Below are 15,216 nucleotides of genomic sequence, written 5' to 3'. Positions count from 1 at the left end.
GGTCCTATTTATTTATCACGGAGGAGCCAATGGCCGAAAAATTATACAGAGTGGGTACAATTGTTAATACTCACGGTATTAAGGGTGAACTACGGATCATACCTATTACAGACTTTCCAGAAGAGAGATTTAAGTCAGGTGCTAAGTTGTACTTACATAAATCCGGAAGTGCTGAAAAACAATTGGTAGTAGAGTCTTCACGTAAACATAAGAATTTTATTTTGATAAAATTTGAGGGTTATGACAACATCAATGACGTGGAACAATATGTTAAATCTGAATTATTTGCTGATAGTGAAGTGAAGCCTGAACTCGCTGAAGGTGAATTTCTTTATAGTCAAATAATTGGCTTAGATGTAATCGATCCTGTTCTAGGTAATATTGGCAAAGTTAAAGAAATAATTGAACTGGGTCCGAATGATGTTTGGGTTGTTAAAGGCTCAAAATATAAAGAAGTGCTGGTTCCTTATATTGAAGATGTTGTTAAAAAAGTGGATCTCGCTGGTCAAAAGATCGATGTTGAGATTCCGGATGGATTGATAGACTAATGGATATTACAATTTTAAGTATTTTTCCGAGAATGTTTCAGTCTTTGGACGAATCATTGATTGGAAAAGCTCAAGAAAAAGATTTAGTTAATATTGATGTGGTAGATTTTCGTGATTTTACAACTAATAAACAAAACCATGTTGATGATTCTCCATATGGTGGTGGAGCAGGGATGCTTCTCCAAGCACAACCGATATATGACGCAATGGATTATGTCGAAAAGCAAAAACCAGGTAAAAAAAGAGTTATTTTACTGGACCCGGCTGGCAAAACTTTTAACACAAGTATGGCACGGGATTTTGCCAAAGAAGATCAACTGGTTTTTATATGTGGCCACTATGAAGGATTCGATGAAAGAATCAAAGATTTAGTAACGGATGAGGTTTCTATCGGTGACTATATTCTGACAGGTGGAGAATTACCAACTATGAGTATGATCGATGCCACATTGAGATTTGTTCCTGGTGTTTTAGGTAATTCCGTTTCAGCTGAAGATGAATCATTTTCAAATGGATTGTTGGAATACCCGCAATATTCGCGTCCCGCTGATTTTAGAGGAAAAGAAGTTCCTGAAGTACTTACTAGTGGTGATCATGAAAAAATTCGTATATGGCGTTTAAAAGAGTCTCTGAGAAAGACTTTGGAGCGACGCCCCGATTTGTTGGATACAGTTGAACTGTCAAATGAAGAGAAACATTTTTTGAGAGAAATAAAATCAGAAAATAGTTTACACTGAAATATAATTAATGTATTATTGTAAGAGTGTTTGAACACATATTAACGATATTCCGCTGTATACCATTAAGGATATATAAGAGTGTCGAAACAGGAGAGAGTTTTATGAATAAATTAATTCAAGATATTACATCAGAACAACTTCGTTCAGATATTCCTGATTTCCGCCCTGGAGACACAGTTCGTGTCCATGCCAAGGTTGTTGAAGGAACACGTGAACGTGTTCAGTTGTTTGAAGGTGTTGTAATTAAGAAACACGGTACAGGCGTTAGTGCTACATATACTGTTCGTAAGATCAGTAGTGGTGTTGGTGTTGAAAGAACATTCCCACTAAACACACCTCGTGTTGAAAAGATTGAAGTTATCAGACATGGTCGTGTACGTCGTGCTAAGCTATACTACTTACGTGATCGTAAGGGTAAGGCTGCACGTATCAAGGAACGTCGTCGCGATATCTAATATTGCAATTGAAGAGATGCCTATGTGGCATCTTTTTTTGTATCAAAAAAGGATACTCAAGTGAGTATCCTTAACTTTAGAATATTTGTGAACGATATAATCCAACAACTTTTCCAATAACCTCAACGTTGTCCAAGATGATTGGATCCATTGTATCATTCTCAGGTTGTAGGCGGTAATGTCCATTTTCACTGTAGAATCGTTTGCAAGTAGCTTCGATATCTTCAGTCATTGCAATGACGATTTCACCATTGTTAGCAGTATTTTGTTCGTGAACGATAACCTGGTCACCATCAAAAATACCAGCATTTATCATACTTTCACCGTGAATGTCCAACATGAATAATTCACCGGAACTACGGTTTAAGTCAGGTGGGATAGGGAAGTAACCCTCAGGGTTACGTTCGGCTGTAATTGGTTGGCCAGCAGCGACTGCACCAAGGATTGGAATTTGTTTTGATTTAACACCGATTGAATTCAACCCAGCAACTGTTAATTCAATTGCTCTTGGCTTGGTAGGGTCACGTTGTAAATAGCCCTTTTTCTCTAGTCGAGATAAATGACCGTGTACAGTTGATGTCGAAGATAGATCAACTGCTTCACAGATTTCTCTGACGGTTGGTGGATAACCATGATCGTCTAAATAATCATGGATGCATTGTAAAATTTGGGATTGTTTAGAGCCCTCAGCTTTTGACATTAGAACACCTCATTGTTAATATCTTATTTAGATTGTATCAGAATGAGGATATAAATTCAAACAAGTGTTCGGTATAATTAGGAGATATATAAATGAAAGAACAAGAAGAATTAATTGCAAAGATAAATGAATTAGCACATAAGGCAAAAAATGGCGGATTGACACACGAAGAGGAGCATCAACAATCTGTCCTTCGCAAAGAATATTTGGAAAATTTCCGTGCCAGTTTTAGATCACAAATCGAATTAATGAAGGTCTATGACAAAGAAGGAAAAGAAGTTACTCCGAATAAAGTAAAAGAAATTCAACGTAAAAAGGGATTACGTGACGATTAGTCTTTTAATTACATTAAATATTTTGTATCATTATAAGATGTATGGAAAGGGTGAAAATAAGATATGGGAATAACGATCGCAGTTGGAGTTTTGGCTTTATTAGTTGGATTGATCATCGGTTTCTTCGCCGCAAGATGGTACATGAAGAAATACTTCGAAGATAATCCACCAATTAGCCCTGATATGATTAAACAAATGATGGCACAAATGGGACAAAAGCCTTCACAAAAGAAGTTAAATCAATTGATGAGCTCAATGAAAGCACAACAAAAGAAAGAAAATAATAAAAAGTAAAATTTCAATATTTTAATTTTTAGTAGGTAGATCTTGATTATTAAGTTAATCACGATCTACCTATTTTTTTATTTTATATATAAATCTTTTAATAATATACGAACAATATTAATCTTAATAATTAAAATATTCTTTTTTAAAGCGAATTCACGAATGATTATTAAAATTATAGATGTTAATGTACGTCTTTTCCTTGAAAAATAAAATAATAGCTGTTAATATTTGAGTACTAATTAGAAAGGGTAAACAAATAATGAAAGATGTTGCAATAATCATGGGTTCCATTTCAGATTTGAAAACAATGGAAAAAACGATTGAGACACTGGAACAATTGGAAGTTAGTTATGAAGTCAAAGTAATCTCTGCACATAGGATGCCGCAGGAAATGCTTGATTTTGCAATTGGAGCAGCCGCAAATCACTTTAAAGTCATTATTGCCGGTGCTGGTGGTGCTGCACATTTACCGGGTATGGTTGCATCCTCAACGATTCTTCCAGTTATCGGTGTGCCCGTTAAATCTAGTACGCTCAATGGAATAGATTCACTCTTATCTATTGTTCAAATGCCCAGTGGTGTGCCGGTTGCTACGGTAGCGATTGGCGACGCTGGTGCAACTAACGCCGCAATCTTAGCTACTAAGATTTGTGCATTGGAAAACGAACAATATGCAATTAATTTAATCGATTATCAAAATCAAATGCATGACAAATCAGTAGAAAGCGGGAAAAATCTTGAATAATCAATCTCTATCAGGTTCAACTATTGGAATCATTGGTGGCGGCCAGTTAGGTCAAATGATGGCTTTATCTGCAAAAGAGATGGGATATAAGGTAATTATTCTTGATCCTCAAGATAATTGTTCTGCTGCACAAGTATCTGATGCACAGATCATTGCAGAATATGATGATTTGGAGTCTTTAATTGAATTAGCAAAGCACGTAGATGTATTGACATATGAATTTGAAAATGTTGATGCTGAAACGATTGAAGAAGTATCTCAGTATACTTATATTCCACAAGGAACAAAGGCATTGACCGTAACGCAAAATCGTATTTCTGAAAAAGGTTTTTTGGAAGATAATGGTTTTCCAGTTGTACCACATGCGATTGTTGAAGATATGAAAGAATTTGAACAGGCAATCAAAAAAATTGGGGTCCCATCAATCATCAAGACAACTCGTGGCGGTTATGATGGCAAAGGTCAAATAAGAATTGAAGATGAATCATTCAAAGGAATTGATGATTTAGTAAAATCGTCAGAATGTATTTTAGAGAAGACTATTGTCTTGGATAAAGAAGTATCAGTGATTGTGTCAAGGAATATTAATGGTCAAACCTCAATTTTCCCTGTTATAGAAAATATTCACCGAGATAACATTCTTCATTTGAGCATCTGCCCGGCTAGAATTAGCGATAAATTGAGTCAAAACATTCATCAAATTGCGGAAGGAATATCTGAAAAATTAGAATTAGTGGGAACTATGTGTGTGGAGTTCTTTATTTCCACACAAGAAGATTTGTATGTTAACGAAATTGCACCAAGACCGCATAATTCTGGACATTTGACGATTGAATCATGCAATATTTCTCAATTTGACGCTCACATCAGAGGAATCTGTAATCTGCCAATGCCAAAGATAAATTTTTTACAACCAGCTATTATGGTCAACTTATTAGGTCAACATCTTTCCAATGCTAGACTAGATGTTTTTAATCATTCTGACTGGCATTTACACGATTATGGTAAAGATGAAATTAAATATAATCGAAAAATGGGACATATAACTATTTTGACTAATGACGTGAATGAAGCTCAAAAAAGTATTGAAGAAAATCCAATTTGGAATTTATAGGAGAAATTATGGATAACCGACTGATTTATTCTGGAAAAGCTAAAGATTTATTCAAAACTGACAATGAAGATGAATTATTAGTGGTCTACAAGGATCAAGCCACGGCTTTGAATGGCAAGCGTAAGGAAATGTTTCCAGGAAAAGGAATACTGAATTGTCAAATATCAACATTGGTTTTTGATTACTTGATTGAAAATGGTATTGAAACACATGTAATCAAAAATATCTCTGATCATGAGCAATTGATCAAAAAAACTGAAGTCATTCCATTGGAAGTGGTTTTGAGAAATCGCGTGTCTGGAAGTTTAGCAAGGAAATTTGATTTGATCGAAGGTGAGATGTTAGAAACGCCGATCATTGAATTTTATTTCAAGAGTGACAAGTTAGATGATCCCTTTATCAATGACTCACAAGTGATTTCGTTAGGGATTGCTACTCAATCAGAAATTGAATATGTCAAAGAACAGGCTCTAGCAGTTAACCATCTGTTGATCAAATTCTTTGATGACAAGAAACTTGATTTGATTGATTTCAAATTAGAATTTGGACGTTTGAATGGAAAGGTTATTCTTGTAGATGAATTTTCTCCGGATAACTGCCGTTTATGGGATCAAAGCAGTCATACATCGTTAGACAAAGATATTTTTAGACAAAAAAAAGGCGATTTAGTTGAAACATATCAAAAAGTGCTGGATAGATTAACAGCTAAATAAGGAGAAAAGAAATGATTCTTGTCAAAATATATGTAACTTTAAAGGATTCAGTTGTTGATGTACAAGGTGAAGCTATCAAAGATGCAACACATACGATGGGGTATCCTAATGTATCTGAAGTAAGAATGGGTAAATATTTTGAATTAAAATTCGATGATAATGCCGAACATCTTGAACAAGATGTTGATGAAATTTGTGATGGATTACTAGCAAACCCAAACATTGAAAGCTACCGTTATGAAATTGCGGAGGAAGCCTAATGAAATTTGCAGTCATCGTTTTCCCAGGTTCTAATTGTGACATGGATCTTTACTACGCTGTTAGTAAAGGAATTGGGCAAGAAGCTGATTTAGTTAGTTACAAGGAAGAATCATTAGATGGATATGATGGGATTTTAATTCCTGGTGGTTTCTCATATGGGGATTATCTTAGGAGTGGTGCAATAGCTAGCCATGCACCAATTATCAAAGAGGTTATAAGATTAGCCAACGAAGGGAAACCCGTTTTAGGAATTTGTAATGGATTTCAAATTTTAACAGAAATCGGATTATTACCAGGAACGTTAACTAATAACCGTCAAAACTGTTTTATATGCAAACAGGTTGAATTAGTGGTTGAAAATAATAAGACAATTTTTACTAATAAATATAATTTGAATGAAAAAATCATTATCCCAATTGCACATGGTGAGGGTAGATATTACTGTGATGAAGCAACATTACGAGAATTAAACGAGAATAATCAAGTTATTTTCAGATACGGTCAAAATATAAATGGTAGCGTTGAAGAAATTGCTGGAATTACTAATAAGCAAGGAAATGTATTAGGTATGATGCCCCACCCAGAACGAGCAATTGAATCTATTCTAGGTTCAGATGATGGTTTGAAACTGTTCAAGTCGATGTTAGAAACTCAAAAGAATGGGGTGCATATATAGTGAGTGAACCAACACCAGCACAAATTAAAAAAGAAAAAATTTATCAAACATGGGGATTAAGTGATTCTGAGTATAAATTAATCAGTGAAAAGATTTTGGGTAGATTGCCAAACTACACTGAAACCGGATTGTATTCTGTTATGTGGAGCGAGCATTGTTCATATAAGAATTCGAAAAAGGTTCTTCGTAAGTTGCCAAATGATAGTTCCCGTGTCTTGGCTGGACCTGGTGAAGATGCCGGAATTATCGATATTGGTGATAATCAGGCAGTAGTTTTTAAGGCAGAGAGTCATAACCATCCATCTGCAGTTGAACCATACCAAGGTGCGGCTACAGGTGTCGGTGGAATTATTAGAGATATTTTTTCAATGGGTGCAACACCAATTGCATTACTCGATAGTCTGAAGTTCGGCCCAATCGATAACGATCAAACTAAACATTTGGTCAAAGAAGTAGTTGCCGGAATTGGTGGATATGGTAATTGCATTGGTATCCCAACTATTGGTGGAGAAATTACATTTGAGAAATGCTATGAAAAAAATCCGTTAGTTAATGCTATGTGTATAGGTTTGTTGGATAATACGCAATTTAAACATGGCCAAGCAAGTGGGAACAATAATCTAATCGTATATGTGGGTTCAACAACTGGGCGCGATGGAATTCACGGGGCTACTTTTGCCTCAGATGAGTTTTCAAACAAAAAAAAGAAACAACGTTCAGCGGTTCAGGTTGGTAATCCATTTATTGAAAAACTATTGATGGACGCTTGTGTGGAAATTATTCAAGAGCATTCGGATTGGATTTTGGGAGTTCAAGACATGGGGGCGGCTGGATTAGTATCATCAACGGCTGAAATGGCTTCAAAAGCTCAAAGTGGTCTGATGTTAAATTTAGATAATGTTCCTCAACGAGAAGCTGATATGAGTGCGTATGAAATGATGTTATCTGAATCTCAAGAACGAATGGTTTTATGTATCAAACCAGAGTTTGAAGATGCGGTATTAGATTTCTTTGAAGCATATAACTTGGATGCTGTAATTATTGGAAAGGTAACCTCTGATAAGCAATATAAGATTTATCATCAAAACAAATTGGTCGTTGATATCCCAATCGATAGTTTGACGGAAGATGTTCCTGAATACGATCACCATGGTATCAAACCGGCAAGATTTGAAAATGATGATACTCAATTTGAACCAGAATTAGAATCGTTTAAGGAATCGTGGATGAACATTTTAAAGAGTCCATCGATTGCTTCTAAGTCATATTTGTATGAGACATATGACTCACAAGTTAAGAGCAACACAGTCGTAAGACCGGGTAGTGATGCTGGTGTTGTTCGTATTAGGGGAACAAAAAAAGCTATTGCCGCAACGAACGATAGTAATTCTAGATACGTTTATGTGGATCCGTATATTGGAGGTCAGATAACTGTCTTGGAAGCTGCCAGAAATATTGTGGCTAGTGGTGGAATTCCAGTTGGAATAACTGATTGTTTAAATTATGGAAATCCAGAAGATCCTGAAATATTTTGGGAATTAGATCAAAGTGTTCAAGGAATCGCTGATGTCTGTAATAAGTTCGACGTACCGGTTATTTCTGGAAATGTATCTTTATACAATGAATTCAATAAAGAAGCAATATATCCAAGCCCAATGATTGGAATGGTGGGTCTGATTGAGGATATCAGTCATATCACTACATCGTCATTTAAGAATTCAGGAGATTTGATTTATTTGTTAGGCAGCACTGGTAATGATTTCAATGGTTCTGAGATACAAGAACAACAATTAGGAACTGTTCAAGGAAAGTTAAATGAAATTGACTTAGATGTTGAATTGAATAATCAACAATTGATTTTAAAAGCTATAAAAAATAATTTATTAAAGAGTTGTCATGATTTATCCGATGGTGGTCTAGTTGCGGCAATTTCAGAGTCGGCTTTTGAAAACATGTTAGGATTCAATATTCAAACATCGTTAACAGCTAAGCAAATGTTTTCTGAAACGCAGTCAAGATATTTGGTAACAATTGAAAGTAAGGATAAGAAATCCTTAGAAAAAATCTTTAAAGATAATTTTGAGTGTCTTGGCTTTGTGACTAATGATTCAGTATTTTCTATTCATACAAGTGATAATGAGATGGATATTGAATTAAGTGAGGCTTTGAGTAACTGGAAAGAGGCAATCCCATGTTTAATGAAGTAAAAAGCTTGAATGAAGAATGTGGAGTTTTTGGTGTCTGGGGCGCAGAAAATGCTAACTATTTAACATACCTTGGATTGCATAGTTTACAGCATCGTGGACAAGAAGGTGCTGGAATAGTTACCAATGATAATGGCAAGTTAATGAGTTATCGCAACCTTGGACTTGTCTCGCAAGTTTTTGCAGATCAAAAAAATTTGTATGCACTAACGGGCAATTCAGCAATCGGTCATGTTAGGTATTCTACAGCTGGAGAAAACAAAATTGAAAATGTTCAACCATTGTTATTTGATTTTACCGATGATCAATTTGCTCTAGCTCATAATGGAAATTTGACTAATGCTATTACTTTAAAGAAGGAACTTGAACAGAGCGGTCATATTTTTAAATCAAGTTCAGATTCTGAAGTTTTAATGCACTTGATCAAAAAGTCCAAAAAGCAAAATTTAATCGACAAGATAAAAGAATCACTTAATACAATCCAAGGCGGATTTGCATATCTGCTGATGACCAGAGATTCATTAATTGTTGCTCTAGACAGAAATGGTTTCAGACCATTATCAATTGGTCAATTAGAGAATGGTTCTTATGTAGTCGCCAGTGAGACGTGTGCGTTAGATGCGGTCAATGCTAAGTTTGTTCGTGATGTTTTACCTGGCGAACTAATCACAATTAACGACGAAGGTATGAAGATCGATAATTGGACGACAGATACTAAGTTAGCATTTTGTTCAATGGAATTTGTCTACTTTGCCAGAGCTGATTCTAATTTGTTAGGAATAAATGTTCATTCTGCTAGAAAACGCATGGGAAGAAATTTGGCTGAAGAATGTCCAGCTGATGGCGACATTGTTGTTGGGGTTCCTAATTCATCTCTATCGGCAGCCAGTGGTTACGCTGAAGCAATTAAACTTCCATATGAAATGGGACTTATTAAAAATCAATATATGGGTCGTGAATTCATTCAGCCTACGCAAGAATTGAGAGAAAAAAGTGTTCGTCAGAAATTGGCAGCTGTTAAAGGTGTAGTCAAAGATAAAAGTGTAATTTTAGTAGATGACTCAATTGTACGTGGAACAACATGCGCATACATTGTCAAAATGTTACGCGATGCTGGTGCGCGTGAAGTGCATTTAAGAATTGCTTCACCAGAGTTTAGGTTTCCATGTTTTTTTGGAATTGATATTCAAAAGAGAAGTGAACTGATTGCTTCTCATAAATCAATTGAAGAGATGCGTAAAATGTTTGATGCTGATTCCCTAGAGTTCTTAAGTGAAGAGGGATTAGTTGATGCCATTGAATTAAGTAACGGTAGTAGTCTGCCTGATTCAGGTCTGGATCTATCATATTTCAATGGTAAATATCCAACTTATTTGTATGATTACGCCGATGAAGTAGAAAAAGATTTATAAAGGAGATAGTAATGACAAATCCTTACGAAGATGCAGGGGTAAATGTTGAGTCAGGTTATCAAATTTCCAAATTTGTTAAGCAAAATACCGCGGATAATAAATCTAATATTGGTAATTTTGGTGGCATGTATGAAATTCCAGAAGGGTATAAAAAGCCTGTTTTGATTTCTAGCAATGATGGCGTTGGAACTAAGCTACTCCTTACTGAAAATGGGAAACTTGACACGATTGGGATAGATTGTGTTGCAATGTGTGTTAATGACATTCTTGCACAGGGTGCTATGCCATTGTATTTTTTAGATTATATTTCAACTGGAAAAATTGACGATAAAGTTAAAAAAATACTCACTGGTGTCATTGAAGGTTGCCGTCAAGCAAATGCCAGCCTTATTGGTGGAGAAACTGCTGAAATGCCCGATGTTTATTCCGAAACAAGTTATGACATTGCTGGATTCTCCGTGGGAATCTGCGAAAAAGATAATGTCTTAAATAAATCTAATATCAAGGCTGATGACATACTAATTGGAATTTCTTCTAGCGGACTTCATTCAAATGGATATTCATTGATTAGAAAGATTTTCTTCAAAGATCACGATTTTAAAATGGATTCTGTGTTGCCTGAATTGCCAAATGGTTCACTCGGAGATTATTTGTTAGAACCTACTAAAATCTATGTTAAAGATGTCTTGCCACTATTGAATCATAAAGAAATCCATGGAATTGCTCACATAACCGGAGGCGGATTCTATGAAAATATTCCACGAATGTTGCCGGATGAACTTTCTGCTGTGATTGATACCAACAGGTGGGTAAAAAATGAGATATTTACTGCAGTTCAAAAATATGGATCAATCAAAACTGATGATATGTATCATATCTTCAATATGGGATTAGGGATGATTCTAGCGGTTGATTCAAAAGAAGCAGCCACTGTGTTAGCAGAGTTAAACAAATCCATTTTACAAGCTTGGAAGATTGGCGATATTGTAAACAAAACTAAAAATAGTATTGAATTAACGGGGGTGGATGCATGAGAGTAGCCATCTTTGCTTCAGGTAATGGTACTAATTTTGATGCAATTGTTAATTCTAGCAAATTGCAAAATGCAGGTTTAGAGATAGCAATTTTGGTTTGTGATCAACCAAATGCACCAGTAATACAAAAGGCTAATAAGTTTAAGATTCCAGTTTTTGTTAATGAACTCAAAAATTTCCCTAATAGAAAAGAATATGAAAAAACTATCGTTGACAAGTTGTCTCCTTTGAACATTGAATATATTTTTCTAGCAGGCTATATGCGAGTAGTAACTAGTGAACTTTTGAATAAGTATAGAAATAGGATTATAAATATTCACCCTTCACTATTACCAAAATTTTCAGGTTTAGATGCAATTCAACGTGCATTTGATTCGGGTGACGAAGAAACCGGTGTAACGATTCACTACATTGATGAAAATGTTGATACTGGGCCAATTATTTGTCAAAGTCATATTCCAATTTTAAGAACTGATAACGTAGAAACATTAGAAGAACGGATTCACACTAAAGAACATGAGATGTATATCAAAGTAATTCTTGATTTAATAAAAAGAGAAAGTGAGAACGTTAATTTTGAAAAAGGCATTGATTAGTGTTTCAGACAAAACTGGAGTTGTTGAATTTGCTCAGAGCTTGATTGAAAAGGGATATGAAATTATATCAACAGGCGGAACATATAAAAAATTGCAAGAAAACAACGTTTCCGTAATTGAAATCGACGAAGTAACAGGTTTTCCGGAAATATTAGATGGACGTGTTAAGACATTACATCCCAAAGTACATGCCGGTTTGTTGGCTAAAAGAGATAATCCAGAACACATGGAAACTTTAAAAAAATTGCACATCGATACGATTGACCTAGTTTGTGTCAATTTATATCCGTTTAAAGAAACAATTTCTCAATCTGATGTAACTCTAGATCAAGCCATTGAACAGATTGATATTGGCGGTCCGTCAATGATCAGATCGGCTTCAAAAAATTATAAGAGTGTTTTTGTGGTGGTAGATCAACTGGATTATCAAGTTGTTATTGAACATTTGGATAATCAAGATGCTTTAGTTTTCCGACAAAAATTAGCTGCTAAAGCATTTAGACATACAGCACAATATGACAGCATTATTGCTGGATATCTGTCAAACCTTAATCGCGAAGAATTTCCTGATATTGAAACGTTGTCTTATGATTTTGAACAATCATTACGCTATGGGGAAAATTCTCATCAAAAAGCCGCATTCTATAAGAGCTCATTGCCAACACAATATTCAATTGCATCTGCAGTACAGCTGCATGGTAAAGAATTGTCTTTTAACAACATTAAAGACGCTGATGCCGCATTACGAATTGTTGCTGATTTTGACCAACCATGTGTAGCCGCACTTAAGCATATGAATCCTTGTGGAGTGGGTGTTGATAATGAATGCATCTATAAGGCATGGCAAAAAGCCTATAGTGCTGATAAAATTTCCATTTTTGGGGGGATCATCGCCCTTAATCGCGAAGTCACAGAAGAAGTTGCTAAGGAGTTACACAAGATTTTCCTAGAGATAGTTATTGCTCCTAGCTTTACTGATGAAGCTCTGCAAATCCTTGAATCGAAGAAAAATATCAGACTTTTGACAGTTGATTTTGATGAATCTAAGAATGCTGATAAGTACGAATACGTTTCAGTTATGGGTGGACTCTTGGTTCAAGAACGTGATAGTACAATTGATAGCATTGATGATTTCGAAGTTGTTACAGAAAAGGAACCAACCGAAGAAGAAATCAAAGCTTTATTATTTGGTCAAAAAGTCGTTAAGCATGTTAAGAGTAATGCCATTATTATTTCCACAACTGATAAGACACTCGGTGTTGGAGCAGGACAAATGAATCGTATCGGATCAGTTAAAATTGCCATCGAGCAGAAAGAAAATAATAATACGGAGACACCGTTGGTCATGGCCTCAGACGCTTTCTTTCCAATGGATGACTGTGTTCAATATGCCGCAGAACATGGAGTAACAGCCATCATTCAACCTGGTGGTTCGATTCATGACCAAGATTCAATTGATATGGCTAACAAATATGGTATTTCAATGATCTGTACAGGCAGACGTCATTTTAGACATTAAGAGGTAAAATATGAAAATACTTGTAATTGGATCTGGCGCTCGTGAACATGCTATATGTGACGCACTATCATCTAAGAATAATAAAGTATTCTGTGCACCAGGAAATGATGGCATGAAGTTATCAGGCATTCATTCGGCTAATATTGATGAAAATGATTTTGATAGTTTGGTCAATTTTGCTATCAAAGAGAACATTGCATATACCATAGTTGGTCCTGAAGCGCCGCTAGTTAATGGAATTGTTGATTTCTTTGAAGCACATGGATTAAGAGTCTTTGGACCAAATAAAAGAGCTGCACAGATCGAAGGTTCAAAGTCATTTACAAAGTCACTTCTTAAATTGGCTAATGTACCCACTGCAGAGTACTCTGAGTTTAAAGACTATAAAGCAGCGGAAAAATATTTGAATCATCTATCTGAGTATCCGGTTGTTATCAAAGCTGATGGTCTTGCGGCCGGCAAAGGTGTATATATTGTTAAAGATTTTGACGAGGCGATTGAAATAACTAGTGGTTTATTAAATGAACACAAGTTTGAAACAAGTAAAATCGTTATTGAGGAGTATCTGGATGGTGAAGAATTTTCCTTAATGGCATTTGTCAATAATGGCAAATTTTATCCCATGCCTGCGGCTCAGGATTATAAAAAGTTAAGAGATGGCGATAAAGGGTCAAATACTGGTGGAATGGGTGCAATTTGTCCTGTAAACAATATTTCACAGTCTACTTATGACCGGGCGGTAAATAAGGTGCTCAAGCCATTTATAGAAACCTTAACTGAAGATCATATTAAGTACACGGGAGTTTTGTATGCAGGGTTAATCCTGACTGACAAAGGAATCAAGGTAATTGAATTCAATGTTAGATTTGGTGATCCTGAGACAGAGGTCGTTTTACCACGTCTCAAAAACAATTTATCAAATGTTATTTTTTCAATTTTGAATGGTGATAATCCTGAGATCAATTGGGAAACATCGGGAGTGGATTTGGGTGTATTTGCATCCGTGAGTGGATATCCTGATTTACCCATTAAAAATGCAAATTTAGGAACAACTGAGTCATTTGAAAATCTGAATTGTGATATTAATTATGCTGGTGTTAAGCTTAATGGAGATTCATTTGATTCCAATGGCGGTAGATTATTCGTTGTTAAAACGCATGGGGATGATTTGGAGACCACTCAAAAATTAATTTATCAAGAAATGAAAAAACTAAAGCAAGAAAATATTTTTTGTTTATACTTATAAGGTTATTTATTTTTTACAGGTGGGATATATTTAAAATTAGGATCAATCTTTTTGTCAATTTCGTTCCAAGCTAATTCCATATCATCGTTGACTTGTTTTGTTTGTGTTTCATCAAGTTTGGCTTTAAAATCAAAGTCAATTTCTGGACCAACACCAATAGTTATTTTTTGATGTCTGAGTAATCCAGAGAACTTCAATGGTCCTTGATAAACAAATGGAACTAGTGGTGCTTTTGATAGTTTAGCAATTAATGCCGCTCCACCTTTTAAATCTTCAGAATATCTGGTTCCAGAAGGAAACATAATTAATACTTGCCCTTTTTTCTTTAATGCTTTGACAGGTGTTTTGATTACTGAAGGTCCGGGATGCTTACGATCTACGGGAAAAGCGTGCGCATGAACTAAAATATATCTTAAAATTGGATTTTTGAATAACTCTATTTTTGCCATAAAGGTTGCTTCTTTGGGTGCAATTACTAAGGCAAAGAAAATGGGTTCCCACCAATTTCTATGTGGTGCAACAATGATAAATGGTTTGTCAGGTATGTTTTCTTTACCATTGATTTCAAATCGTCCATTCAACAAGAAGACGATTCCTCTGGCAATCACACGGATGAATTTATAAAACATT

18 protein-coding genes are annotated in these 15,216 nt (G+C 35.3%); 16 read left to right on the top strand and 2 right to left on the bottom strand.

The annotated features are described in order from the left end of the window. Positions 1-29: 29 nt before the first annotated feature. The 3 genes from rimM (at position 30) to rplS (ending at position 1,743) form a co-directional block, all read left to right on the top strand. Positions 30-548 carry a ribosome maturation factor RimM gene (rimM, locus tag EKM68_RS05630; protein WP_125588688.1) on the top strand — a complete coding sequence of 173 codons (519 nt, stop codon included), beginning with the start codon at positions 30-32 and terminating at the stop codon, positions 546-548. After that, positions 548-1,285, top strand: a complete 738-nt coding sequence (gene trmD / locus EKM68_RS05625) for a tRNA (guanosine(37)-N1)-methyltransferase TrmD (protein ID WP_125588687.1) — start codon at positions 548-550, stop codon at positions 1,283-1,285. Before rimM ends, trmD begins: the two co-directional genes overlap by 1 nt. 104 nt (positions 1,286-1,389) lie before the next feature. After that, positions 1,390-1,743 (top strand): 50S ribosomal protein L19, encoded by a 354-nt coding sequence (gene rplS, locus EKM68_RS05620; RefSeq protein WP_125588686.1) that lies wholly within the window; start codon positions 1,390-1,392, stop codon positions 1,741-1,743. Between the two features lie 76 nt (positions 1,744-1,819). On the opposite strand, the gene lexA is transcribed toward rplS, so the two are convergent. Then, entirely contained in the window at positions 1,820-2,443 is a 624-nt protein-coding gene (gene lexA, locus EKM68_RS05615) for a transcriptional repressor LexA (RefSeq protein WP_125588685.1), read from the bottom strand. Between the two features lie 92 nt (positions 2,444-2,535). Here lexA and EKM68_RS05610 point away from each other — a divergent pair, with 92 nt between their 5' ends. The 13 genes from EKM68_RS05610 (at position 2,536) to purD (ending at position 14,586) form a co-directional block, all read left to right on the top strand. Further along, positions 2,536-2,778 carry a DUF896 domain-containing protein gene (locus EKM68_RS05610; protein WP_125588684.1) on the top strand — a complete coding sequence of 81 codons (243 nt, stop codon included), beginning with the start codon at positions 2,536-2,538 and terminating at the stop codon, positions 2,776-2,778. A gap of 63 nt (positions 2,779-2,841) precedes the next feature. Beyond that, complete coding sequence (locus EKM68_RS05605) at positions 2,842-3,072, top strand: YneF family protein (RefSeq protein WP_125588683.1); 231 nt, start codon at positions 2,842-2,844, stop codon at positions 3,070-3,072. Positions 3,073-3,325: 253 nt separating this feature from the next. Beyond that, entirely contained in the window at positions 3,326-3,811 is a 486-nt protein-coding gene (gene purE / locus EKM68_RS05600) for a 5-(carboxyamino)imidazole ribonucleotide mutase (protein ID WP_125588682.1), read from the top strand. Continuing rightward, a complete protein-coding gene (gene purK / locus EKM68_RS05595; protein ID WP_125588681.1) occupies positions 3,804-4,925 on the top strand; it encodes a 5-(carboxyamino)imidazole ribonucleotide synthase in 1,122 nt (373 codons plus the stop codon). The genes purE and purK overlap by 8 nt, the downstream gene beginning before the upstream one ends. An 8-nt stretch (positions 4,926-4,933) precedes the next feature. After that, positions 4,934-5,638 (top strand): phosphoribosylaminoimidazolesuccinocarboxamide synthase, encoded by a 705-nt coding sequence (purC, locus tag EKM68_RS05590; RefSeq protein WP_125588680.1) that lies wholly within the window; start codon positions 4,934-4,936, stop codon positions 5,636-5,638. Between the two features lie 11 nt (positions 5,639-5,649). Then, on the top strand, positions 5,650-5,898 hold the full coding sequence (purS, locus tag EKM68_RS05585; protein ID WP_125588679.1) for a phosphoribosylformylglycinamidine synthase subunit PurS: 249 nt from the start codon (positions 5,650-5,652) through the stop codon (positions 5,896-5,898). Further along, positions 5,898-6,575, top strand: a complete 678-nt coding sequence (gene purQ / locus EKM68_RS05580; RefSeq protein WP_125588678.1) for a phosphoribosylformylglycinamidine synthase subunit PurQ — start codon at positions 5,898-5,900, stop codon at positions 6,573-6,575. Before purS ends, purQ begins: the two co-directional genes overlap by 1 nt. Beyond that, positions 6,575-8,782, top strand: coding sequence for a phosphoribosylformylglycinamidine synthase subunit PurL (gene purL / locus EKM68_RS05575; RefSeq protein ID WP_125588677.1), 2,208 nt, complete (start codon positions 6,575-6,577; stop codon positions 8,780-8,782). Before purQ ends, purL begins: the two co-directional genes overlap by 1 nt. After that, positions 8,767-10,191: an amidophosphoribosyltransferase gene (purF, locus tag EKM68_RS05570; protein ID WP_125588676.1), complete on the top strand. Its 1,425-nt coding sequence runs from the start codon at positions 8,767-8,769 to the stop codon at positions 10,189-10,191. Before purL ends, purF begins: the two co-directional genes overlap by 16 nt. 11 nt (positions 10,192-10,202) lie before the next feature. Beyond that, a complete protein-coding gene (purM, locus tag EKM68_RS05565) occupies positions 10,203-11,225 on the top strand; it encodes a phosphoribosylformylglycinamidine cyclo-ligase (RefSeq protein ID WP_125588675.1) in 1,023 nt (340 codons plus the stop codon). After that, positions 11,222-11,821 (top strand): phosphoribosylglycinamide formyltransferase, encoded by a 600-nt coding sequence (purN, locus tag EKM68_RS05560; protein ID WP_125588674.1) that lies wholly within the window; start codon positions 11,222-11,224, stop codon positions 11,819-11,821. The genes purM and purN overlap by 4 nt, the downstream gene beginning before the upstream one ends. Continuing rightward, the gene (gene purH / locus EKM68_RS05555; protein WP_191987372.1) at positions 11,802-13,340 is read left to right on the top strand and encodes a bifunctional phosphoribosylaminoimidazolecarboxamide formyltransferase/IMP cyclohydrolase; all 1,539 of its coding nucleotides are present in this window, start codon (positions 11,802-11,804) and stop codon (positions 13,338-13,340) included. Before purN ends, purH begins: the two co-directional genes overlap by 20 nt. A gap of 10 nt (positions 13,341-13,350) precedes the next feature. Continuing rightward, positions 13,351-14,586, top strand: a complete 1,236-nt coding sequence (gene purD, locus EKM68_RS05550) for a phosphoribosylamine--glycine ligase (RefSeq protein WP_125588673.1) — start codon at positions 13,351-13,353, stop codon at positions 14,584-14,586. Between the two features lie 2 nt (positions 14,587-14,588). On the opposite strand, the gene EKM68_RS05545 is transcribed toward purD, so the two are convergent. Further along, entirely contained in the window at positions 14,589-15,215 is a 627-nt protein-coding gene (locus EKM68_RS05545; RefSeq protein ID WP_125588672.1) for a lysophospholipid acyltransferase family protein, read from the bottom strand. Position 15,216 lies beyond the last annotated feature (1 nt).

This window comes from Companilactobacillus jidongensis (assembly GCF_003946575.1).
Classification (GTDB): domain Bacteria; phylum Bacillota; class Bacilli; order Lactobacillales; family Lactobacillaceae; genus Companilactobacillus; species Companilactobacillus jidongensis.
This window is presented reverse-complemented; position numbering and strand designations above follow the sequence as displayed.

Bases quoted from the DNA above. Each gene is read 5' to 3' on its own strand.
- purD (WP_125588673.1), top strand. From the start codon at position 13,351: ATGAAAATACTTGTAATTGGATCTGGCGCTCGTGAACATGCTATATGT.
- purM (WP_125588675.1), top strand. From the start codon at position 10,203: ATGACAAATCCTTACGAAGATGCAGGGGTAAATGTTGAGTCAGGTTAT.
- EKM68_RS05545 (WP_125588672.1), bottom strand. From the start codon at position 15,215: ATGTTTTATAAATTCATCCGTGTGATTGCCAGAGGAATCGTCTTCTTG.
- purC (WP_125588680.1), top strand. From the start codon at position 4,934: ATGGATAACCGACTGATTTATTCTGGAAAAGCTAAAGATTTATTCAAA.
- EKM68_RS05610 (WP_125588684.1), top strand. From the start codon at position 2,536: ATGAAAGAACAAGAAGAATTAATTGCAAAGATAAATGAATTAGCACAT.
- purE (WP_125588682.1), top strand. From the start codon at position 3,326: ATGAAAGATGTTGCAATAATCATGGGTTCCATTTCAGATTTGAAAACA.
- rplS (WP_125588686.1), top strand. From the start codon at position 1,390: ATGAATAAATTAATTCAAGATATTACATCAGAACAACTTCGTTCAGAT.
- purF (WP_125588676.1), top strand. From the start codon at position 8,767: ATGTTTAATGAAGTAAAAAGCTTGAATGAAGAATGTGGAGTTTTTGGT.
- purN (WP_125588674.1), top strand. From the start codon at position 11,222: ATGAGAGTAGCCATCTTTGCTTCAGGTAATGGTACTAATTTTGATGCA.
- rimM (WP_125588688.1), top strand. From the start codon at position 30: ATGGCCGAAAAATTATACAGAGTGGGTACAATTGTTAATACTCACGGT.
- EKM68_RS05605 (WP_125588683.1), top strand. From the start codon at position 2,842: ATGGGAATAACGATCGCAGTTGGAGTTTTGGCTTTATTAGTTGGATTG.
- trmD (WP_125588687.1), top strand. From the start codon at position 548: ATGGATATTACAATTTTAAGTATTTTTCCGAGAATGTTTCAGTCTTTG.
- purQ (WP_125588678.1), top strand. From the start codon at position 5,898: ATGAAATTTGCAGTCATCGTTTTCCCAGGTTCTAATTGTGACATGGAT.
- purS (WP_125588679.1), top strand. From the start codon at position 5,650: ATGATTCTTGTCAAAATATATGTAACTTTAAAGGATTCAGTTGTTGAT.
- lexA (WP_125588685.1), bottom strand. From the start codon at position 2,443: ATGTCAAAAGCTGAGGGCTCTAAACAATCCCAAATTTTACAATGCATC.